Source organism: Actinoplanes sp. NPDC051388, assembly GCF_055586225.1.
This window is the reverse complement of sequence record NZ_JBVJIP010000001.1, coordinates 595523-616569: the sequence shown is the minus strand read 5'-3', so window position 1 is coordinate 616569 and position 21047 is coordinate 595523. Positions and strand designations below refer to the sequence as shown.

The window sequence follows — 21047 nt, the reverse complement described above, 5'->3', positions numbered from 1 at the left end:
GGCTAGGGACCGCCGGCCGCGTCCAGCTCGGCCAGCGCGTCGTGCAGGGCGCCGAAGAGTGCCGGCGGCGCGGCGATCAGCATCTGCCCGCTCGCCGGGTCACCGTCGAGTCCGGACACTCGCAGCCCGGCCTCCGTGGCGACCAGCCCGCCCGCGGCATGATCCCAGGGATTGAGACCCTTCTCGAAGTACGCGTCCAGCGCGCCCTCCGCCGCCAGGCAGAGGTCGATCGCGGCCGCGCCGAGCCGGCGGATGTCCCGGATCCGGGTGATCAGCCCGGCCACCACGGCGCCCTGATGCGCGCGGCGGGCCGCGTCATATCCGAACCCGGTACCGACCAGCGCCTGGTCCAGCGTGGTGCGAACCGAGCCGGACAGCCGCCGGCCGGACCGCCAGGCGCCGCCGCCGAGGGTCGCCGTCCACTCGTCACCGGTCGCCGGGTTGCGCACCACTCCGGCCACCACGACGCCGTCCACCTCGGCGGCCAGCGACACCGCGTATTGCGGCAGCCCGTAGAGGTAGTTCACGGTGCCGTCGATCGGGTCGAGGATCCACCTGGTCGCGCCGGGCTCGGCGGCGGCCGAGTCGCCGTACTCCTCGCCCAGGACGCTGTCGCCCGGCCGCTCCCGGCGCAGCGCCTCGACCACCTGTCGCTCCACCGCCGTGTCGGCGGCGGTGACCACGTCGGTGTCGGTGCTCTTGGTCTGCACGTCGTTGATCGCCGCGTCGCGCATCCGGCGCGCGGTGTCCGCCGCGTCGCGGGCGATGCGCACCGCGACGGCGAGCAGGTCGTCCGGCTTCGATGTCCCGGAAATGTCGGTCACCTCCATGCCCGATGGGCTAGTAGCATTCTCCCGCCGGCCGTGCCGGGGGACCTCACCAGCCCCCCGCGCCGTGCCGGTGGCGTGCGGCGACGGGAGGATCTCGTTCATCGGCGCTACAATTCAGCACTGCCACCGTCACACGGACTCCAGACCTGTCGGCCGGACCGCGTCTCGGGGGCTCCCACCACACCGGCCAGTCCCGTCGCCGCGTGCTGCGCTGGGCACACAGGCCGTGTTTCATCGCCCTCCGGAAGGTCATTCGTGACAGAAGCCCACCAGACCGGTGCCGACGTTCGCTCCCTCACCGAGGCCCTGATCGCCCATGCTCAGGGCGCGGGCGGGCAGATCACGGCGTCCCAGGTCGCGCAGACTGTCGAGTCCGCCGAGGTGACCCCGGCTCAGGCTAAGAAGATCGTACGGGCGCTGGTGGACGCCGGCGTGACCGTCGTGGTCGACGGCTCCGCCAGCACCTCGCGCCGCAAGGTCGCCGCCGCCCGGGCCGCGACGCCCGCCTCCAAGGCCACCACGGCCAAGGCGGCGGCCGCGCCGGCCAAGAAGGCGCCTGCCGCGCCGGCCGCCGAGGGCGACCCGGCCGCACCGGCCAAGCGCGCTCCGGCCAAGAAGGCCGCGGCGAAGAAGGCCGCGCCCGCCAAGAAGGCCGCCGACGGCACGCCCGTCGCCGAGGGTGAGGGTCCCGCCGAGGGCGAGATCGATCCCGAGGAATTGGTCGCCGAGGTCGAGGACGTCGTCGTCGAGGAGCCGGCCGCCCTGGTGCAGGCCGCTGCCACCGACGCCGCCGCCACGGCCACCGACGGCGACTTCGAGTGGGACGACGAGGAGTCCGAGGCGCTGAAGCAGGCCCGGCGCGACGCCGAGCTGACCGCCTCCGCCGACTCCGTCCGGGCCTATCTGAAGCAGATCGGCAAGGTCCCCCTGCTCAACGCGGAGCAGGAGGTCGAGCTCGCCAAGCGGATCGAGGCCGGGCTCTATGCGGCCGAGCGGCTGCGCGCCTGCGACGAGGGCGAGGAGAAGCTCGACCGCACGTTCGAGCGTGACCTGCGCTGGATCGGCCGCGACGGCGAGCGCGCCAAGAACCACCTGCTCGAGGCCAACCTGCGACTCGTGGTCTCGCTGGCCAAGCGTTACACCGGTCGCGGCATGGCGTTCCTGGACCTGATCCAGGAGGGCAACCTGGGCCTGATCCGCGCGGTCGAGAAGTTCGACTACACCAAGGGCTACAAGTTCTCGACGTATGCCACCTGGTGGATCCGGCAGGCCATCACCCGCGCCATGGCCGACCAGGCCCGCACCATCCGCATCCCGGTGCACATGGTCGAGGTCATCAACAAGCTCGGCCGCATCCAGCGCGAGCTGCTCCAGGACCTGGGCCGCGAGCCCACGCCGGAGGAACTGGCCAAGGAAATGGACATCACGCCGGAAAAGGTGCTGGAGATCCAGCAGTACGCGCGTGAGCCCATCTCGCTCGACCAGACCATCGGCGACGAGGGCGACAGCCAGCTCGGTGACTTCATCGAGGACTCGGAGGCGGTCGTCGCGGTCGACGCGGTCTCGTTCTCGCTGCTGCAGGACCAGCTCCAGCAGGTGCTGCAGACGCTGTCCGAGCGGGAGGCCGGCGTGGTCCGGCTGCGCTTCGGGCTGACCGACGGCCAGCCGCGCACGCTGGACGAGATCGGCCAGGTCTACGGTGTGACCCGTGAGCGGATCCGGCAGATCGAGTCCAAGACGATGTCGAAGCTCCGTCACCCGTCCCGTTCGCAGGTCCTCCGCGACTATCTGGACTAGTGTTTTTAGTCAACCTTTCGTGTCGGATTGGTCACCACCCGTACATCACAAGGTGGTGATCAGACCGTTGTATGACCGAGATCGTTGACGTGGCACCCTTGAGGGACGGCACACTTGCCGGACCGCGTGTGACTTGGGTCCCCTCAGGGCACACAGGGAAGGCCGCAACGGGCACGGATGTTGCACGATGGGTGAGCAGTAGCCGAGGAACAAGTTCATCGGTGACGACCAGAGGAGGAAGGCTATGACCCCGACTCTCACGCCGCCGGCGGGAAGCGTGGCCGGCACAGCTGCCGATGAACGGTGCGACCGCTGCAATGCAGCAGGGAAGCTCCGTTTGACCCTCGCGGGGGGTAGCGAGCTCGTGTTCTGCGGGCACCACGCCAACCGCTACGCAGAGGACCTGGTAAAGATCGCGGTGCAATACGCAGCGGAGCCTGAGTTCGTCTGGCGTGGCGCGGACATGATGTCCAACTCCAACTGAATCTGAATCCCCCAAACACAGACCTTCAAAAGGGGCGCCCACGGTGTGGGGCGCCCCTTTTCACGTGCCTGAGCCGGGCTGGTCGGCCCACAGCCGCTCGACCGTGGTCCGCAGGGCTCCGACGGGCGGGGGGCCGTCAGTCCTCCCCGGCCGTCTGGGCCGCCAGGCGGCGCCTGCGGCGCACGCCCCCACCGTGGCCACTACGCGCGCCCAGCACGCCGCCGCACAGGGCGCCCAGAATCGTCCCAGGCACACGGACGAGTCGGGGCTGAGAGCGTGCAGGGCGCCGATGCCGAAGGCCACCAGCGGGACGCTGAAGCCCGCGCTCAGCACGACCCGCTTGGCGGTCCAGTGGTAGACCTCGGTGTCGACCCGGCGGCGATCACATGGTCTGGATGGTGGCGATCCGCTCCTCGAGCTGCTCGATCGTGGCTTGCGCGCTGGGCGGGCCGCCGCACAGCCGGCGCAGCTCCGCGTGGATCTTGCCGTGCGGCAGCCCGGTGCGGTGGTGGTGCGCCGCGACCAGCGTGTTCAGCTGCCGGCGCAGCCCGACCCGCCGCTCCCCCGCGCTGAGCACCACCGGCTCCCGCGGAGACGGGACCGAGTCGCCGTTCGCCCGGGCGGCCTTCTTCTGCGCGGCGAGCTGCTCGGACTGGCGGCGGTTCAGCAGCACCGCCACCTGGTCGGGGCTGAGCAGGCCGGGCAGGCCGAGGTATTCCTCCTCCTCGGCGGTGCCGGTCAACGCCCCGGTGCCGAACGACGTGCCATCGAAGATCACCTGGTCCAGCTCGGCGGTCGCGGAGAGCGCCTCGAACTGCTTGTCCAGATCGCCGGACGCCTCCTCCTCGCGCTGCGCGCGTTCGAGGAGTGCGTCGTCCAGGCCGTCCGGGTCCTTCGGCGCGCCCAGGATGTGGTCGCGCTGGGCCTCCATCTCGCTGGCCAGGCCGAGCAGGTGCGGGACGCTCGGCAGGAAGACCGTCGCGGTCTCGCCCTCGCGCCGGGCCCGCACGAAACGGCCGATCGCCTGCGCGAAATAAAGCGGTGTGGAGGCGCTGGTGGCATAGACGCCGACGGCCAGGCGGGGGATGTCGACGCCCTCGGACACCATCCGCACCGCCACCATCCAGCGCTGCTCGGAGAGGGCGAAACTGGCGATCCGCTCGGACGAGCCGGCGTCGTCGGAGAGCACCACGACCGCCTTCTCGCCGGAGACGGCCTCGAGCAACTTCGCATAGGCCCGGGCGGTCTGCTGGTCGCTGGCGATGACCAGGCCACCGGCGTCGGTGATGCCGTGCGAGCGCAGCCGGGACAGCCGCGCGTCGGCCGCCTTGAGCACCTGCGGCATCCAGCCGCCGCGGTGGTCCAGCGCGGTGCGCCAGGCCTGCGCCACCAGATCCTTCGTCATCGGCTCGCCGAGGCGGGCCGCGAGCTCGTCGCCGGCGTTGGTGCGCCAGCGGGTCTCCCCCGAATACGCCATGAACAGCACCGGCCGGACGACGCCGTCCCGCAGCGCGTCGGAGTAGCCGTAGATCGAGTCGGCACGGGAGCGTTGCAGGCCGTCGTCGCCGCGCTCATAGGTCACGAACGGAATGGGATTTTCGTCCGAGCGGAACGGGGTGCCGGTCAGCATCAGCCGCCGGACCGCGGGCTCGAACGCGTTCTTCACCCCGTCGCCCCAGGTGCGGGAGTCGCCGGCGTGGTGGATCTCGTCCAGGATCACGAACGTGTTGCGGGTCATCGTGCGGCGCCGGTGCACCGCCGGGGCCATGCCGACCTGGGCATAGGTCAGCACCGCGCCGTGGAAGTCCCGGGAGGAGTGCACGTCGGCGTTGCGGAACGAGTGGTCGAGCTGGATGCCGACCCGGGCCGCGGCGGCCGCCCACTGTGTCTTCAGGTGCTCGGTGGGACACACCACAGTGATCGCCTCGACGGAGCGGTCGGCGAGCAGTTCGGCGGCGATCCGCAGGGCGAACGTGGTCTTGCCGGCGCCGGGCGTGGCGACCGCCATGAAGTCGTCGGATCGTCGCCGCAGATATTCCACCAGGGCCTTGCGCTGCCAAGCTCGCAGTGGCGGGAACGTCTCCAGATCCGGTAGCGGCGGGCTCAAGCTGCGACGATCCTTCCCCTGAACGAAAACGCCCCCGCGGATGGCCTGCGGGGGCGGGTCCAGCATAACGAGGGCGGCTTCACTGAGGGCGCGCTCACCGGCCCCTCGGGGCAAATGCCGGAGGAGCGGAGCGGCGATCAGCAGCTCAGTGCTTCATGGATTCGTAGATCTCTTTGCACTGCGGGCAGACCGGGGAGCCCTTCTTCGGCGTCTTCGTCACCGGGAACTTCTCGCCGCACAGTGCGACCACGAACGTGCCCATCACGGCACTCTCCGCAATCTTTTCCTTGCGCACGTAGTGGAACATCTCGGGCCCGGTGTCCGCATCCTTGGTTTCCGGGCGCTCCAGGATCTGCGTGCTCACGGTATCTGCCTCTCGTAGCGGTCATTCGCATTCACACTCCGCCGATGCCCGGATCACCGGGCCCCCGTCTCGGCGGCTGAAGCTCCAACCGACAAGTCTGACACCACTTGCCTGGTCGGTCCAACGACAAGCGCATCGCGGGGCACCGTACCGTGGCCATCGTGACGGACTTCTCGATTCAATACGGCGATCACGTGAGCCGGGCGCGGCGCGACGGCAGGCCGATCGTGGCGCTGGAGAGCACGATCATCTCGCACGGTCTCCCGCACCCCGACAACATCCGGGTGGCCCACGAGATCGAGCAGACGGTACGCGACAATGGGGCGATTCCGGCGACAATCGGGATGATCGGGGGCGAATTGGTCGTCGGCCTCTCCCCCGAGCAGATCGAACGGCTCGCCTCCCCGGACGCGCTCAAGCTTTCGGTCCGCGACCTGGCGGTGGCCGCCGCGACCGGGGCGGACGGCGCGACCACGGTGGCCGCGACCAGCGCGGTGGCGGCCGCGGCCGGGATCGGCGTGTTCGCCACCGGCGGGCTGGGCGGGGTGCATCGCGAGGCGGGCACCACGTTCGACGAGTCGGCGGACCTGACCACGCTGGGGCGTACCCCGATCGTCGTGGTTTGTGCCGGGGTCAAGTCGATCCTCGATGTGGGCGCGACCCTGGAACGCCTGGAGACGCTCGGCGTGGCCGTGGTGGGCTATCGGACGCGGCGGTTCCCGGGCTTCTTCATCACCGACGGCGGCTTCGACCTGGACTGGTCGCTGGACTCGCCCAAGCAGGTCGCCGCGGTGCTCAAGGCGCGCGACGAGCAGGACGTGAGCCGCAGCGCGGTGATCGTGGCCAACCCGCTGCCGGCGGACGAGCAGCTCGACCGGGCCCTGCACGACCGCACCCTGGCCGACGGCCTGGCCCGGCTGGCCGCCGACCAGGTCACCGGCAAGGACGTCACGCCCTACCTGCTGGCCTACTTCCACGCCAACACCGAGGGGCAGAGCCTGGCGGTCAACGTCCGGATCATCCTGCGCAACGCCGCCCTGGCCGCCGAGATCGCCGCCGCGGCCGCTCCCGCCCCCGCGCAGCTGGGCTTCTCCGTCCCCGCATGACCGGCGAACCGCGGCGGCCCGGCATGACGGATGCCGGCGGGCCGGCCCGGGCCGCGGGACGGGTGCTCGTGGTGGGTGACCTGGTCACGGACGTGCTGGTGGTGCCGGAGGGGCCGATCGAGCACGGCACCGACACGCTCGCCGCGATCGCATCGGCCGGCGGCGGTCAGGCGGCGAACACGGCGGCCTGGCTCGCGCACGCCGGCGCGGCGGTCACGCTGGTCGCCGCGGTGGGCGACGACGCCGCCGGCCGGGAGCGGATCGCCGAGCTGACCGCGCTGGGCGTGCACTGCGCGGTGCGGGCGCACGCCGGCGCGCCCACCGGCACGGTCGTGGTGCTGGTCACCGCCGAGGAGCGCACGCTGATCACCGATCCGGGGGCCGCGCTGCTGCTCGATCCGGTCGACGTGCGCGCGGCGGTGGCCTCCGCCGCCGATGCCCGGCACCTGCATCTCTCCGGATATGCGCTGCTCAACGAGGGTTCCCGGGCGGGTGCGCAGGCCGCGCTGGCGGCGGCCCGGGACCGCGGTCTCACGGTGAGCGTCGACGCCAGCTCGGCGGCCCCCTTGCGCCGCGAGGGCGCGCCGGCCTTCCTGACCTGGGTACGCGACGCCGACCTGCTCCTCTGCAACGCGGATGAGGCCGCGGTGCTCGCCGGGACGGGCAGTCCCGGGGCGCAGGCCCTGCTCTTGACCGGCACGGCCCGGAACGTGGTCGTCAAGGCCGGCCCCGACGGCGCCGTCTGGTGCGGGCGGGACGGGGTGGTGCGGTTGGGAAGCACGAGACGCGTACCGGTGATTGATCCGACCGGCGCGGGCGACGCCTTCGCCGCGGGCCTGATTCAGGCCTGGACCAGCGGATCCTCGCCGGAGGCGGCCCTGACCGCCGGTGCCCTGCTGGGCGCCTCAGCGGTGACCAGGGTCGGCGCCCGGCCCTAGTCTTCCGCGTCGATGGTGCGGGGCTGGGGCCTTTCGGAGGCCGGCTGCTCCAGGATGCGCTGGGTGGGCTGGGGCACGGACTGGGCGCGCTCGGCCCGGGTCTTGGGCGGGCGGTCGTTCGCGATCAGCACGGCGGCCCAGGGCAGCAAGACCATGCCGGCCGCGCAGAGGATCAGCCACAGCGGGAGCAGCGGGGGCTTCACGCTGATCAGGATGGCGCCGGTGATCAGGCAGACGGCTCGCAACGCCATCATCGTCACGTAGCGGATCTCCCGGCTGCGGAGCTGATCGCCCTGGCTGCGGGCGGCATCGGTGATGACCACCGGCCGCTCCGGCTGCTTCTTCACTGGTTCTCCGATCGACCCCTCATCCTTGCACCGCTTTCCCGCGGACGCCCACTACCGACGCAGCAGCGCCGTGGGCCAGGTCAGAGCGGCCGGCAGGCCGGGAGTGGCCGTGCCTCACGCCTTGGCGGCGGCCTTCATCTCCTTCTTGTAGGCGCGCACCTTGTCCAGCGACGGGCTGTCGACGATGTCGGCCACCGAGCGGAACGAGCCCTCCTCGCCGTAGTGGCCGGCCGCCTCACGCCACCCGGGCGGCTGCACCCCGAACTGCTTGCCGAGCAGGGCGGTGAAGATCTGCGACTTCTGGATGCCGAAGCCCGGCAGCGAGGCGACCCGCTTGACCAGCTCGGCGCCGCTGTCCGCGTCCTTCCACAGGTTGGCCGCGTCGCCGTCGAAGCGCGCGACCAGCTCGCGGCAGACCTCCTGAACCCGGCCGGCCATCGCCTTGGGGAAGCGGTGCAGGGCGGGCGGCCCGGTGAAGATCACGACGAGCTCGTCCGGGTCGAAGTCGGCGAGCTCCGGAACGGTCGGCACGTGCCCGAGGCGCTGCGAGAGCACGTAGGGCGCGTTGAACGCCTTCTCGAGCTTGTCCTGCTGGTCGAGGGTCATCCCGATGAGGAGGGCCAGCGGGTCGGTGGAGAGCAGCTCGTTGGCCGCGGCGTCGATCGGCAGCGACATCGTCATGCCGAACAGTCTGCCCTGCTGGTCAACCCCGGTCGAACGCCCGGCGTGCCGCCTCCGCGGCGGTCGCCGTCGGCCGTCCGACGTCGGCCTCCGCAAGATCGGCCGGCAGGCCTCGCAGCAGTTCCCGGTGCACCCAGGCGACGGCCTCGGCGCGCAGATGTGACCGGAGACCGCCGAGCGCGGCCACGATCCGGACCCGCGACCCCGGCGTCCACCGCCGGTTCACCCCGCCGTCCGTCCCGAGCGCCTGCTCGATCAGGCTGCTCAGCGATGCCGGTGACTCCCGGGTCGCGGCCAGGGCCTCCAGCACATCCGGTGCGAGGTCGGTGGAGTAGAAGGCCGCGCCGACGATCGACTGCAGCCAGCCGATCACGTCGGACGACCAGAACCGGCCGGCGTCCAGGCGCAGCGGCCGGAGGACGAGCGCACCGACGGCGGTGAACTCGTCGAAGTCGAACAGTGTGGTCAGGGAGTTCACCGCACGGTCGTAGGCCAGCTCCAGCTCCGGCGCCCCGGTCGCGGATCCGTGCCAGAGCGCCACCGCGTCGTGCAGCACCGACGACATGCCGGTGCCGTCCTCGTGCACCACGAAGGTGGTCAGGGCCTGCGGCGCCACCGAGGTCAGCGGTTCCAGGGCGTGCCGCAGCATGTCGCTGCCGATGCCGCCGCTGAGGTGCAGCGACTTGAACGCGTGGCCGGGCGTGGTGAAGCCGGTGACCACCGTGCGGGCCGGCGCCCACCGGCGGCTGTCGTCCCGGCCGTGCGTCCACCACGGGTCCACCGCCTCGGTGTGGTCCGACCGGCCGAACTCGAGTTCCATGTCCCGGCGGTCGCCGTCCCACAGTCGACGCACGACGATCATGTCGAGGAAGCCGCCCCACGTGCTGCGTTCCATCGCGCCGCCCCACTGCCATGCGGCCGCGCTCAGGCTGCCCGCCGGCTCGCTCTCGCCGGGGAAGAGCTCACTGGCGCGGACCGGGTCGCCGCAGGCCACCAACAGGACCGTGAGGTTGAGCGAATAGACCGCCATCCAGTGGTCGATGCGCCGGTCGACCGGCCGGTACGCGAGGCCGGGCGCCTCCGGCCGGCTCAGCGCCCGCTGCGCCGGCGGCATCAGCCACTCCCGAACGTCCGCGCGCCCGGCCAGCAACGTGTGCAGGAAGTCCGGCACGGTCTCCCGAGCGAACAGCGGCGCATAGCCGATCAGCGAGCGCAGCAGGACGGCGTCGCGGGTCACGAGTCGCGCCACCAGCCGGGCCACCAGGTATTCGCCGAACGTCGCGTGCAGGAACTCATAGGCCTGGCGAGTGTGTCCGTCCTGGATGGCCTGCGCCCGTTGCAGAAAGAAGAACCGTCCGACCACCTCCTGCGCGGCCGTGAGCGCGGCGCGGCCACGTTCCGCCTGGGCCATGCCGAGAGCCACCAGGTCGGCGTCGAGTTCCTCGTCGGTCACCCACAGCCGGGACCGGTTGAACATGGCGAACGCCATCACGGACAGCCGCCGCAGTTCCTCCTCGATCAGGCCGGGCACGGCATCCTCCGGCTCGCCGGCGTGGATCCGCCGCACCTCGCGCTCGGCGAAGCTCGCCATCAGCCGCTCGTAGAGGTCGGCCAGTTCGAGGTCGGCGTCCGCCGGCAGTGCCTCCTCCGCGTTGTAGAGCGCCAGCATGAGCAGCAGCAACGGCTGCTCGATGAGGTGCGGATAGCGGGCCACCGCCGGACGGGTGAGCGGCGCCCGGCCGTGCGGCGCGTTGGCCGCGTTCCACGTCGTCAGCCACTCCCCGACCTGCCCGTCGTCGAAGCCGGCCAGACGCACCACCAGCGTGTCCTCCGGAATGGTGGCCCGATCCGCGACCGCGACCCGGCTGGTCACCACGACCGCGACCGGCCGGCCCATCCGCGCCTCCCGCTTCTGGAAGGCGACCACCTTCTTCAGGAAGTCGGACTGGCGGGCGCCGGTCGCCTGGACCAGTTCGTCGAAGCCGTCCAGCAGGATCACCGGCATCGCACCGCCGGCGGTGTCGGCCAGGTCGGCCCAGGCGACGGTCCGCCCGATCGTGGCGTCCAGCGCGAACTCGATCTGCTTCTGCAGCTCGGCCTCGGCGGGCACCTCGCGCAGCGGCACACGCACCACCAGGAAGTCCGTCGCGGGCAGACGCGCCGCCAGAACCTTGGTCAGCGCCGATTTCCCCGCACCCGGCTGGCCGAGCACCAGCAGCGGCACCTGGTTCGCCTGCGGCGTGGTGAGGTAGGTCGCCAGGAAATCCCCGAGGTCGTCGCGGCGATCGACGTCCCACCACTCCTCGGCGGCGGGCTTGTCGCCCGGCCCGGCCGTCCGCACCCGGAAGCTCGGATCGATGTAGAGGTCGGCCAGGGTGGGAAAGGTGACGTCGCCGGCGTCGCCCTCGGCGACCGGCTCGAACAGGTCGGCCCGATAGGCGCGGGCGAGATCGGCCCGGTGCCGCTCCGGATCAGACCCTTGACCGGTACGCCGTAAGAACGCTTCCAGCCCGTCGAGGCTGCGCCGGAGCTCCCGATGACGAGCCCGGCTGTCCAGGCGGTTCGTCCACAGCGCGAACTCGGGAATCTCGGCGGCAAGCCGCAGATGCGCTTCGTCGAAGCGGCGCAACGCCATCGTCGGAAGGCTGGTCTCGATCAGGTGGCGAAGGTGCCGTCGGACAGTCTCGTCGACGCTCTCCCACGCACGCAGGCCGGTCAGAAACCGGTCGAGTTGGTCGCCAACGTTGACATACCAATGGAGCAGAAATTTCTGCAGGTCGTCCCACGTCCGGTCTGGCGAAGGCTCCGGAACGGGGGCCGATAAAAGTCGTCCGACCCAGTTGCCATTGCCGCGCGCGCCCCCGGCGAGGTTCAGCTGCTCACCACGGGTGATCTCGGGGTCGGGCACGCCCGCTACCTGCACAATTTCGTCGACGGCCTCGAAGAAGGCGGTCACCACCAGCACGCCGTGCGCGGCCTGCAGGCGCATCGTGCGGTCGAAGCGGCCCAGGCCGCGTACCTTCTCGTGGAGTTTGTCGGTCAGCACGTGGCCGAGCCGGATCACCTCGGCCTTCGCGTCGAAGAGGCCGATCGCCAGTTCGCTGCCGCCGCCGGTCGCGACCGCCAGCGCGCCGCCGAGCAGGTTGTCGAGGGCCTTGATCTCGGGCGTCTGCCCGCCGAGCAGCTTGACCGCGTCCACATAGCGCAGGCGCCCGCTCACCGGATCTGCTGCCACGGCTGCTCGGGAACGCCGGCGGCCGTCAGGCACTCCGCGGCGGCCCGCATGACCTCGTCGGTCGGGGCCCACCCGGTGAACAGGACGATCTGCTCGACGAATTCGCGAACCCGGTCGGCCGGCAGTCGCCCGGTGTCGTGCGCCATCGATCGCAGCACCAGGAGTGCCGGTTTGACGTCGGAGATCCTCGAGGTGGATGTCCCGCCGGACCAGGCGACCACCGCCGTGACCGCCCGGTGATAGGCGTCTTCCAATTCCGCCGGATCACCAATCAGGGAGACCAGACTGAGGCGCACCAGGCTGTGGGCCACCGACTCGGCGTCATCGGGCCCGTGCACGACGAACATCTGAGGGGTGCCGTAAAGCTCATTCAAGATCGGGTCGATCGCGTGGCGGAGCACGTCGTCGCTGAGGTTGTTGCTCAGCTTCATCGAGCGCAGCGCCGGGTTCATGAAGAAGCCGGACTCGAACGTCGTGCCGACCGGCAGGTCGTCCACGCTCTGCCGCTGGTGTGACCACAACGGATCGACCGGGTCGAACGGGTCGCTGGAGAACAGTCGCAGCACCAGGTCGCGGCGGCCGTCCGTCCAGGTGCGCTCGACCTCGACCCAGGCCATCAGGTCGAGCCACATGCCGGACGGCAGCGTGCCCCGCCAGATCTGCGCGGCGTTGCGCAACCATCCGGCCGGGTCCTTGGCCTTGGTCCACAGTTCACTCGCCCGCACCTCGCCGCCCACGGCCAGCAGCAGCAGGGTCAGGTTGAGCGAGTAGGTCGCGATCCGGTGGTCGGTCCGGACGTTGCCGGGGTGATATTGGCGCGGCAGGTAGTCCGGCTCGATCAGGGCCGCGCGCAGCCGCCCGAGCAGCCATTCCCGGACCGGCGCCGGCTCGCCGGCCGCGATCAGTTCGCCGACGAAGGTCAGCACGGTGCTGCGGGCGGTCAGCGGCATGAAGCCGAGCAGCGACTGCAGCAGCTCGTCGTCGCCGGTGCCCGCCCGCAGCCGGAAGGCGCGGTTGGCCTCGCGGTCCGCGCTCTCCCGCAGCAGGTGCGCGGTCAGCCGGGCGACCAGGTATTCGCCGAAGGTGGCGTGCAGGAACTCGTAGGTCTGCAACGCCCGGCCGTCCCGGGTCGCCTGGGCCCGCTGGATGAAGAAGAAGCGGCCGACCAGTTCCTGGCCGTGGGTCAGCGGGCTGCGGAAGTCCTCGGTGCGCGGATGCCGGGCCGGCTCGATCCGGAGTCCGGCCAGGTCCTCGTCGAGCTCCGCCTCGGTAACCCACTGCCGGCCGCGGTTGAACATCGCGAAGGCCACGATCGACAGTCGCATCAGCTCGTCGTCGACCAGGACGTCCAGCTCGCGGTCCGGGCGTCCCTCGTGCCAGCGCCGCACCTCCCGCAGCGCGAAGTCGCCGAGCAGCCGCTCGAACAGCTGCACCCGGCCGAACGACGCGTCGGTGTTCTGCAGGTCGTTGCCGGTGGCGTCGTAGAGCGCGAGCATCAGCAGCAACAACGGCTGCCCGGCCAGGTCGGGGAAGCGCTGCGCCACGTCGGCCGGCAGCGGGCCCAGGCCTCGGGCGGCGAGCGCGCGCCGGTTCGCCGAGTTCCAGGTGGCGAGCCAGCGGCCGATCTGCGCCTCGTCGAACGGCTCGAGCCGCACCACCAGGCCGTCCTCCGGCAGCCGGGCCCGGTCGGCCACCGCCACCCGGCTGGTCACGATCACCGCGACCGGCCGGCCCTGCACCGCCTCGCGCCGCTGGAACTCGGCCACCCGCTGCAGATAGTCCGACTGGTGGATGCCGGTGGCCTGCAGCAGCTCGTCGAAGCCGTCCAACATCACCACCGGCATCGCGCCGTCCGCGCTGCGGGCCAGGTCGGCCCACGCCACGGTCTCGCCGATCGCGGTGCGCAGAGCATGCTCGATCTGGTCCTGGATCGCGGCCTCGGCCGGCACCTCGCGCAGGACCACCCGGATCGCGAGGAAGTCGGAGGCGGGCAGCCGGGCGGCCAGGATCCGGGTGAGCGCGGACTTGCCGGCGCCGGGATGCCCGAGCAGCAGCAGCGGCGCGGTGGTCGCCGAGGGCGTGATCAGATAGCGAACCAGGAACTCCGACAGGTCACCGCGGGGCGCTCGGTCCCACCACTGCTCATCGGCCGGGCGCGAGGCCGGGTTGCACTCCTTGGCCTGGAAGCGCGCGTCCACATACGCCTCACCCAGCCAGGGGATGGTCAGGTCGCCGGTGTCGCCGCCGAGGATCGGCCGGTCCAGCTCCGACCGGTACGCCGCGGCGAGCGCCGCCCGATGCCGCCGGGGATCCGCGCCGACCGCCAGCCGGCCCAGCGCCGCCTCCAGCCCGAGCAGGCCACGCCCGAGCGCTCGCGACTCGGCCCGGTCGACCCAGATCGCGAACTCGGGGATGTCCGCCGCGAGCCGCCGATGCGCCTGCTCGTAGTGCGCCACCGCCCGGGCCGGCAGCCGCTCCCGCAGCAGCGCGCCGATCGCGCGCCGGGCGCGTTCATCGGCCCGGTCCCACTCGGCGAAGCCGCCCAGGAAGTCGCCGAACCAGTCGCCGGCGTCCACGAACCACTCGGCCAGATCGATCAGCAGCTGGTCGTAGGTGCGCTCCGGGCTGGGCGCCGGCAGTGGCGCCGCGAGCAGCCTCGGCAGCCAGTCGCCGCTGATCGCGGTGCCCGCCGCGAGCATCACCTGGTCGTCCCGGGTCATCTCGGGCGGCGGGAACTCGGCCGCCACCACGATCTCGTCGAACGCCTCGAAGAAGGCGGTCACCACGAGGATCGCGTGGGCGGCCGCCAGCCGTTGATTGCGGTCGTAGCGGCCGCGGCCGCGTACCGAATCCTGGATCTTGTCGGTGGCGAGCCGCCCCAGCCGGACCATCTCGGCCTTGGCGTCGAAGAAACTCAGCGCCGCGTCCGAACCGCCCAGCGTCGCGGCCGACAGGACGCCGCCGAGCAGATCGTCGATCGCCTGGACCGCCGGGCTCGAGCCGCCGAGCAGCTTGACGGCATCGGAGTAGCGCAACCGGGAGGCCATCGCACCATGATGGAGCGCCGCACCCGTGCCGCGCTACGGAGGGCGCCGGAAGATCGGCTAGCGTCGTCGGCGTGACGGACGAACCGCTCGCCTCGGGCCAAGAAGCCGACGTGTACGCGCTGGACGACCGCCGTGTGCTGCGCCGCTACCGACGGGTCACCGATGTCACCGACGAGGCCGAGCTGATGCGTCATGTCGGCGGGCTGGGCTATCCGGTGCCCGAGGTCTATCGCGCCGAGGGCTCCGAGATGGAGATGGAGCGCCTGAACGGGCCGACCATGGCCCAGGCGATGGTGAGCGGCGACATCGACCTGCCGGTGGCCGCCGACATGCTGGCCGGCCTGCTGCGGCGCCTGCACGAGCTGCCGCCCCTGCCGGGCGGCACCCGGCAGATCCTGCACTGCGACCTGCACCCGGAGAACGTGATGCTGACCGGCCGCGGCCCGGTGGTGATCGACTGGGTGAACGCCCGGGACGGCGAGGCCGACCTGGACACCGGGCTGTCGGCGCTGATCCTGGCTCAGGTCGCGGCCGACCGCACCCATCCCTGGTCGGCGCCGGCCGGAGAGTTCCTGGCCGAGTTCCTGCCGGTCGCGCCCGGCGATCCGCGACGCTGCCTGGACGAGGCGATCGTGGTGCGGATGGGACAGCAGAAGATGGCGACCGCCGAGCCGCTCGCGCCGGCGATCGCCCTGGTCCGGGGGAAGAGCTGATGCGGGCGCTGGTGCAGACGGTCGGCCGGGCCCGCGTGACCGTCGACGACGAGGTGGTCGGCGCGATCGGCCGGGGCCTGCTGGTGCTGGTCGGCGTCACGCACGACGACACCAAGGAGAAGGCGGGCACCCTGGCCCGCAAGGTGCACGAGGTGCGGTTGCTGCCCGGCGAGGCGTCGGCCGCGGATCTCGGCGCACCGCTGCTGGTGATCAGCCAGTTCACTCTCTACGGCGACGCCCGGAAGGGACGACGGCCGACCTGGTCGGCCGCCGCCCCGGCAGAGGTCGCGGAGCCGCTCTTCACGGCTTTCGTGGACGCGTTGCGGGCGCGCGGTGCGACCGTGGAGACCGGCCGCTTCCGCACCCAGATGCTGGTCGAGAGCGTGAACGAGGGTCCGCACACGCTCCTGATCGAGGTCTAGAAGAACAGACCGCGCCGCGAAGCCGACTGCCGCAGCCAGTTGTCCAGCTGACCGGCCCAGTCGACCTGATCGACCGAGTGGTAGTCGACGTCGAAGCGGCCGAAGGCGTCGTGCCCCTCGGTGAACATCCCGCCGCGCTTGTCGATCTCCAGCACCACCTGCAGCGTGTGCGGGGTCGGGATGAAGGTCAGCTCGAGCTGGTTGATCCCGCTCGCGTATGCCGACGGCGGGTAGAACTCGATCTCCTGGTAGAACGGCAGCTGCTGCTGCACGCCGTAGACCCGGCCGCGCTCGACGTCGGCCCGGCTGAAGCGGAAACCGAGCCGGAGCAGGGCCTCGAGGATGCGCTCCTGAGCCGGCAGCGGGTGCACCGCCACCATGTCCAGGTCGCTCTTGTCGACCGCGCGCGCCACCTCGAGCTCGGTGGTCAGGCCCATCGTCATGCCGTGCAGATGCTGGCCGTAGACCTCGGTGATCGGGGTCTCCCACGGCACGTCGAAGCGGAACGGGATGTCATGCCGTGCGTTGGGGTCCAGCCGGAACGACCCGGTCAGCCGCTGCCGGTGGAACTCCTGATCGGTGTTGTACTCGCTGTCGCCGCTCTCCACCTCGACCCGGGTGATGAGACCGACCGCCACATATTCGATATCGGTGGCGTGATCGCCACCCAAGACCTGAACGTTGCCTTCCAAAAAACCGCCGGGACGGCAGTTGGGGTTGGCGAGCACCGTTTCCACGGACGGGCCCCCGACGCCCATCGCCTGCATCATCCGCTTGAAGACCACGTCGGCTTCCCTCTCTTAGAAACTCGTGAGATCAGATTATCGAGCACCCACCAGCTCCGAAGCATTAGGCCGTGGTCCCGATATGTCCCGTCAATCCGGACACCATGTCGGGTTAGCGACCTCGGGCTTCTCCCTGATTCATGCCACGTGGACGCTTGCCTCACCTCCGCTTAACGCGCCCCGGTCCAAGCTTGTGATCACCGGCACGAATGCGGCTGGAAACGCACGACTCGTAATCGCGGGGAGGGGACTCGGGTGGTCCTGCAGATGAAGTCGACGGAGTCCACGGCGGTTGGTTCCGCTGAGAACATCATGACCGACGGTGTCGAGCCGCTGGCCGATCTGGACGCGACCGACGAGCGGGGGGTGTCCGCCGATCTGGTGCGGGCCTACCTGAACGGAATCGGGCGCACCAAGCTGCTGACGGCGGTTCAGGAAGTCGACCTCTCCAAGCGGATCGAGGCCGGCCTCTATGCGGAGGAGAAGATCGCGGACGCGTCCGACGACCTCCAGCCGCTGCTCCAGATCATCATTCACGAGGGGCACATCGCCAAGAACCACCTGCTGGAGGCCAACCTCCGCCTGGTGGTCAGCATCGCGAAGCGGTACACCGGCCGGGGCATGGCGTTCCTCGACCTGATCCAGGAAGGCAACCTCGGTCTGATCCGCGCGGTCGAGAAGTTCGACTACACCAAGGGCTACAAATTCTCCACCTATGCCACCTGGTGGATCCGGCAGGCCATCACCCGCGCCATGGCCGACCAGGCCCGCACCATCCGCATCCCGGTGCACATGGTCGAGCAGGTCAACCGCATGGTCCGCGCCCGCCGCGACCTCGCCGCCTCGATCGGGCGGGAGCCGAGCGTCGCCGAGATCGCCAAGGCGATGGGGGTGCCGGAGTTCCAGATCATCGAGCTGATCTCGTACGACCGGGAGCCGGTCAGCCTGGACCAGGCGGTCGGCGAGGACGGCGAGAGCGCACTGGGTGACTTCGTCGCGGCGAACGACCACAACAACGAGCCGGGCGGCTCGATGGCGCGGGGCGAGTTGCGCAGCGAGGTCGAGATCGTGCTCGCCACCCTCTCCGAGCGGGAGTCGGCGGTGATCCGGCTGCGGTTCGGCCTGGACGACGGCCGGCAGCGCACGCTCGACGAGGTGGGTCGCGAGTTCGGGCTCAGCCGGGAGCGGATCCGCCAGATCGAGAAGGTGACGATGTCCAAGCTGCGGGCGCCGGAGCGGGCGTCGCGGCTCGAGGCGTACGCCAGCAGCTGAAGTTTCAACCGAAAGCCGGTCGCGGTGCGCGGCCGGCTTTCGGCATGCTCGGGGGCATGAAGGCGGCCAACCTCGTGCTCCGGTTCGCGCTCGAACTGTGGGCGTTCGGCGCGCTGGCCTACGGCGGCTGGCACGTGCCCGGCCCGATCTGGCTGAGGATCGCCTGCGCCGTGCTGCTGCCGCTGATCGCCGCCTGGATCTGGGCCCGCTGGGTTGCGCCCAAGGCCAGCCACCCGATCCCGGATCCGCTGCGGCTGATCCCCGAGTGGGTCGTCTTCGGCGGCGCGGCGGTCGCCTATGCGCTGGCCGGGCGCCCGATCCTGGGCGCGGTGCTGGCCGTGCTGGCCGCCGCCAACCGGCTGGTCCTGCACCTGCTGCGCACGAGCACCGGCGGCGAGTGGCTGTCAGGGAGCGATCAGGCGCCGCGGTCCTGAGTCACGGCGCGGGCGGGCGTCGCCGAGCTCCACTGTGGCGTGCAGCACCGAGATTCCGTCCGGGCGGGCCAGCACCGGGTTGAGCGACAGGGCGCGCACCTGGGGGTTGTCGTCGGCGAGCCGGCCGACCCGCAGCAGCAGATCGACCAGGGCGTCCCGATCGACCGGCGCCGAGCCGCGGTAGCCGTGCAGCAGGGGCGCCGCGCGGGGCTCGTCGACCAGGGCGTTCGCGGCACGGTCGGTGAGCGGCGCGGCGCGCCAGGCCAGGTCGCCGAGCAACTCGCTGGCCACGCCGCCGAGCCCGAAGCCGACCACCGGGCCGAACGCCGGATCCTCGACCACCTCGACCGTGCAGGCGACGCCGGGCGGAACCATCGACTGCACCAGCACCTCCGGGCCGAAGGCGGCGACGAGTTCGGCATACGCCGCGCGGACGTCGTCGGGGTCGGCCAGGGCGAGACGGACCGCGCCCAGGTCGATGCGGTGCCGCAGGGTCTGGCCGGCGGCCTTGATCGCCACCGGATAACCGACCTCGCCGGCGGCGGTGAGCACCGCGTCGATCCCGTCCGCCGCGACGGACGGCACCACGTCGATCCCGTAGGAGGAGAACAGGTCGCCGCCGCTCGCCACCTTGAAGTCCGGCAACACGCCGGGGGGCTTGCGCAGCCAGTCCGCATAGGACGCGACCCGGCCCAGCGCGCGGGCGGCCTCCTCGACCGACGGGTAGGACGGGACGCGGGGCGGGGACTGTCCGAGCAGGAACGTCGCCACCGTCGGTTTCTCGCCGGCCAGGGCCACGCTCGCCAGGGCCGCGGCGAAGTCGGCGTCCTCGTCCGCGAGCTGACCGGGCAGCGGCGGCGCGAACACCACGATCAGCGCGTCGACCCCCTCGTCCACGGCCGCCTCGGCCAGGGCGTCGCCGAACTCGTGCGCGCCGGCCTGCGGGCTGACATCGCGGGGGAAGCCGGGCGCGACGGTGAGGCCGTTCGCCCGGGCGGCGGCGACCGCCAGGCCGGACAGCGCGGACGAGTTGCCGACGATGCCGACCCGGCGGCCGGCCGGCAGCGGCTGGTGGGCGAGCAGCAGCCCGACGTCGAAGAGCTCGGCGACGGTGTCCACCCGGATCACGCCGGAACGCGCGAACAGGGCGGTCACCGCGTGGGCGTCCGGGCCGGGCAGCTCACCGGCCAGGCCCGGCGGGCGGGTCGCCGAGGCCACCGCGACCACCGGCTTGACCCGGCTCATCCGGCGGGCCAGGCGGGCGAACTTGCGGGGGTTGCCGAACGTCTCCAGATAGAGCAGCACCACGTCGGTGCCCGGATCGTCCTGCCAATATTGCAGGAGGTCGTTGCCGGAGACGTCGGCCCGGTTGCCCGCCGAGACGAACGTCGACAGGCCCAGGCCGCGCCGATCGGCCTCCGCGAGCAGGGCCACGCCGAGCGCTCCACTCTGGCTGAAGAAGCCGACCCGGCCCGCCGCCGGCAGCCTCGGGGCGAGCGTGGCGTTCAGGCGTACCCCGGGATCGGTGTTGGCCACCCCCATGCTGACCGGCCCCACCACCCGGAGTCCCGCCTGGTGGGCGGTCTCGATCAGAGCGCGTTGCGCGGCCTGGCCCTGCGGTCCGGCCTCGGCGAAGCCGGCCGAGACCACCACCAGGCCGCCCGCACCAGCCGAGGCCGCGTCGCGCACGGCCGCCGCGACGCCGTCCGGGGGCACGGCGATCAGCGCGAGATCCACTTCGACGCGGGCATCAACCGCCGACGGGTACGCGGGCAGCCCGGCGACGCGATCGGCGCTGCGATGCACCGGCACGATCGCACCCTGGTAACCGCCGTCACGCAGGTGCGCGAGCAACGCCGCGCCGATCCCCTGCCCGCTGGCACTCGCGCCGTAGACCGCCACCCCGCGCGGGCTCAGCAACCGGGCGATCGACCTGGCCTCGGTGCGCTGCTCACGGCTCTCCTGCACGGCCCGGCTCTGCTCGGTCGGCGCGATCGGGAAGCTCAGGTGCACCACGCCGTCCTCGTAACGGCGCTGCACCCGGTATCCGAAATCGCTGAACACGCGGAGCATGCCGGTGTTCTGCGGGAGGACCTCGGCGACGAACTGCTCGATGCCATTTGCGCGGGCCGCCTCGGCCAGATGCTCGAGCAGCACCGAGCCGATGCCGCGGCCCTGGTGCGCGTCCTCCACCACGAACGCGACTTCGGCGTCCGGCGAGTCCGGGCCGAGCCTCTCGTAGCGGCCGACGGCCATGATGCGCGGGCCGGAGACGATGACGAAGGCCTCACGGTCGTGGTGGTCGACGTTGACGAAGCGCTCCAGGTCGCGCTCGGGGATGCGCGGGTAGGGCGAGAAGTAGCGCAGGTAACGCGTGCGCTCGCTCATCCGCGAGTGGAAGTCCACGATGGCCGGTGCGTCGCCCGGCTCGATCCGCCGCAGGTGCACGGCGCTGCCGTCGGACAGCAGGACGTCCGCGCTCATG

The 21047-nt window shown here is 71.5% G+C and carries 17 protein-coding genes; 8 read left to right on the top strand and 9 right to left on the bottom strand.

The window, feature by feature from the left end; translation table 11 throughout:
* Positions 1–2: 2 nt before the first annotated feature.
* A complete protein-coding gene (locus ACZ6TI_RS02905) occupies positions 3–830 on the bottom strand; it encodes an inositol monophosphatase family protein (RefSeq protein WP_465343269.1) in 828 nt (275 codons plus the stop codon).
* Between the two features lie 255 nt (positions 831–1085).
* On the opposite strand from ACZ6TI_RS02905, the gene ACZ6TI_RS02900 reads away from it, so the two are divergent.
* Both ACZ6TI_RS02900 and ACZ6TI_RS02895 read left to right on the top strand, forming a co-directional pair.
* Positions 1086–2627, top strand: a complete 1542-nt coding sequence (locus tag ACZ6TI_RS02900) for an RNA polymerase sigma factor (protein ID WP_465343268.1) — start codon at positions 1086–1088, stop codon at positions 2625–2627.
* 244 nt (positions 2628–2871) lie between these two features.
* On the top strand, positions 2872–3111 hold the full coding sequence (locus ACZ6TI_RS02895) for a DUF7455 domain-containing protein (RefSeq protein WP_465343267.1): 240 nt from the start codon (positions 2872–2874) through the stop codon (positions 3109–3111).
* Between the two features lie 382 nt (positions 3112–3493).
* Here the strand turns inward: ACZ6TI_RS02895 and ACZ6TI_RS02890 are convergent, their stop codons facing one another.
* Both ACZ6TI_RS02890 and ACZ6TI_RS02885 read right to left on the bottom strand, forming a co-directional pair.
* Positions 3494–5218 (bottom strand): DEAD/DEAH box helicase, encoded by a 1725-nt coding sequence (locus ACZ6TI_RS02890; RefSeq protein WP_465343266.1) that lies wholly within the window; start codon positions 5216–5218, stop codon positions 3494–3496.
* Positions 5219–5363: 145 nt separating this feature from the next.
* Positions 5364–5582: a DUF3039 domain-containing protein gene (locus ACZ6TI_RS02885; protein ID WP_465343265.1), complete on the bottom strand. Its 219-nt coding sequence runs from the start codon at positions 5580–5582 to the stop codon at positions 5364–5366.
* 161 nt (positions 5583–5743) lie between these two features.
* On the opposite strand from ACZ6TI_RS02885, the gene ACZ6TI_RS02880 reads away from it, so the two are divergent.
* Both ACZ6TI_RS02880 and ACZ6TI_RS02875 read left to right on the top strand, forming a co-directional pair.
* Positions 5744–6688: a pseudouridine-5'-phosphate glycosidase gene (locus ACZ6TI_RS02880; protein ID WP_465343264.1), complete on the top strand. Its 945-nt coding sequence runs from the start codon at positions 5744–5746 to the stop codon at positions 6686–6688.
* A gap of 23 nt (positions 6689–6711) precedes the next feature.
* On the top strand, positions 6712–7626 hold the full coding sequence (locus ACZ6TI_RS02875) for a carbohydrate kinase family protein (RefSeq protein WP_465343531.1): 915 nt from the start codon (positions 6712–6714) through the stop codon (positions 7624–7626).
* Here ACZ6TI_RS02875 and ACZ6TI_RS02870 read toward each other — a convergent pair.
* The 4 genes from ACZ6TI_RS02870 to ACZ6TI_RS02855 all read right to left on the bottom strand — a co-directional run bounded on the left by ACZ6TI_RS02870 (position 7623) and on the right by ACZ6TI_RS02855 (position 14936).
* Positions 7623–7973: a DUF3099 domain-containing protein gene (locus ACZ6TI_RS02870; RefSeq protein WP_465343263.1), complete on the bottom strand. Its 351-nt coding sequence runs from the start codon at positions 7971–7973 to the stop codon at positions 7623–7625. The two genes, ACZ6TI_RS02875 and ACZ6TI_RS02870, sit on opposite strands and share 4 nt — an antisense overlap.
* A gap of 114 nt (positions 7974–8087) precedes the next feature.
* Positions 8088–8654: an HhH-GPD-type base excision DNA repair protein gene (locus ACZ6TI_RS02865; RefSeq protein ID WP_465343262.1), complete on the bottom strand. Its 567-nt coding sequence runs from the start codon at positions 8652–8654 to the stop codon at positions 8088–8090.
* A gap of 22 nt (positions 8655–8676) precedes the next feature.
* Positions 8677–11874 carry an NACHT domain-containing protein gene (locus tag ACZ6TI_RS02860; protein ID WP_465343261.1) on the bottom strand — a complete coding sequence of 1066 codons (3198 nt, stop codon included), beginning with the start codon at positions 11872–11874 and terminating at the stop codon, positions 8677–8679.
* Positions 11871–14936 (bottom strand): NACHT domain-containing protein, encoded by a 3066-nt coding sequence (locus tag ACZ6TI_RS02855; protein WP_465343260.1) that lies wholly within the window; start codon positions 14934–14936, stop codon positions 11871–11873. The genes ACZ6TI_RS02860 and ACZ6TI_RS02855 overlap by 4 nt, the downstream gene beginning before the upstream one ends.
* Before the next feature lie 71 nt (positions 14937–15007).
* Between ACZ6TI_RS02855 and ACZ6TI_RS02850 the strand changes: the two genes are divergently transcribed.
* Together ACZ6TI_RS02850 and dtd are read left to right on the top strand one after the other, a co-directional pair.
* A complete protein-coding gene (locus tag ACZ6TI_RS02850) occupies positions 15008–15649 on the top strand; it encodes a phosphotransferase (protein WP_465343259.1) in 642 nt (213 codons plus the stop codon).
* Positions 15649–16071: a D-aminoacyl-tRNA deacylase gene (gene dtd / locus ACZ6TI_RS02845; protein WP_465343258.1), complete on the top strand. Its 423-nt coding sequence runs from the start codon at positions 15649–15651 to the stop codon at positions 16069–16071. The genes ACZ6TI_RS02850 and dtd overlap by 1 nt, the downstream gene beginning before the upstream one ends.
* Here dtd and ACZ6TI_RS02840 read toward each other — a convergent pair.
* A complete protein-coding gene (locus tag ACZ6TI_RS02840) occupies positions 16068–16856 on the bottom strand; it encodes a sporulation protein (RefSeq protein WP_465343257.1) in 789 nt (262 codons plus the stop codon). The genes dtd and ACZ6TI_RS02840 overlap by 4 nt on opposite strands.
* Before the next feature lie 312 nt (positions 16857–17168).
* Between ACZ6TI_RS02840 and sigB the strand changes: the two genes are divergently transcribed.
* Both sigB and ACZ6TI_RS02830 read left to right on the top strand, forming a co-directional pair.
* Complete coding sequence (gene sigB / locus ACZ6TI_RS02835; RefSeq protein WP_465343256.1) at positions 17169–18128, top strand: RNA polymerase sigma factor SigB; 960 nt, start codon at positions 17169–17171, stop codon at positions 18126–18128.
* 56 nt (positions 18129–18184) lie between these two features.
* Entirely contained in the window at positions 18185–18562 is a 378-nt protein-coding gene (locus ACZ6TI_RS02830) for a YrdB family protein (RefSeq protein WP_465343255.1), read from the top strand.
* Here the strand turns inward: ACZ6TI_RS02830 and ACZ6TI_RS02825 are convergent.
* The gene (locus ACZ6TI_RS02825; RefSeq protein WP_465343254.1) at positions 18533–21046 is read right to left on the bottom strand and encodes a bifunctional acetate--CoA ligase family protein/GNAT family N-acetyltransferase; all 2514 of its coding nucleotides are present in this window, start codon (positions 21044–21046) and stop codon (positions 18533–18535) included. The two genes, ACZ6TI_RS02830 and ACZ6TI_RS02825, sit on opposite strands and share 30 nt — an antisense overlap.
* Position 21047 lies beyond the last annotated feature (1 nt).

What these genes read in the sequence shown, in the direction of transcription:
- ACZ6TI_RS02905 (WP_465343269.1), bottom strand. Translation starts at nt 830, where the DNA reads ATGGAGGTGACCGACATTTCCGGGACATCGAAGCCGGACGACCTGCTC.
- ACZ6TI_RS02895 (WP_465343267.1), top strand. Translation starts at nt 2,872, where the DNA reads ATGACCCCGACTCTCACGCCGCCGGCGGGAAGCGTGGCCGGCACAGCT.
- ACZ6TI_RS02875 (WP_465343531.1), top strand. Translation starts at nt 6,712, where the DNA reads ATGACGGATGCCGGCGGGCCGGCCCGGGCCGCGGGACGGGTGCTCGTG.
- ACZ6TI_RS02865 (WP_465343262.1), bottom strand. Translation starts at nt 8,654, where the DNA reads ATGACGATGTCGCTGCCGATCGACGCCGCGGCCAACGAGCTGCTCTCC.
- ACZ6TI_RS02855 (WP_465343260.1), bottom strand. Translation starts at nt 14,936, where the DNA reads ATGGCCTCCCGGTTGCGCTACTCCGATGCCGTCAAGCTGCTCGGCGGC.
- dtd (WP_465343258.1), top strand. Translation starts at nt 15,649, where the DNA reads ATGCGGGCGCTGGTGCAGACGGTCGGCCGGGCCCGCGTGACCGTCGAC.
- sigB (WP_465343256.1), top strand. Translation starts at nt 17,169, where the DNA reads ATGACCGACGGTGTCGAGCCGCTGGCCGATCTGGACGCGACCGACGAG.
- ACZ6TI_RS02830 (WP_465343255.1), top strand. Translation starts at nt 18,185, where the DNA reads ATGAAGGCGGCCAACCTCGTGCTCCGGTTCGCGCTCGAACTGTGGGCG.
- ACZ6TI_RS02825 (WP_465343254.1), bottom strand. Translation starts at nt 21,046, where the DNA reads ATGAGCGCGGACGTCCTGCTGTCCGACGGCAGCGCCGTGCACCTGCGG.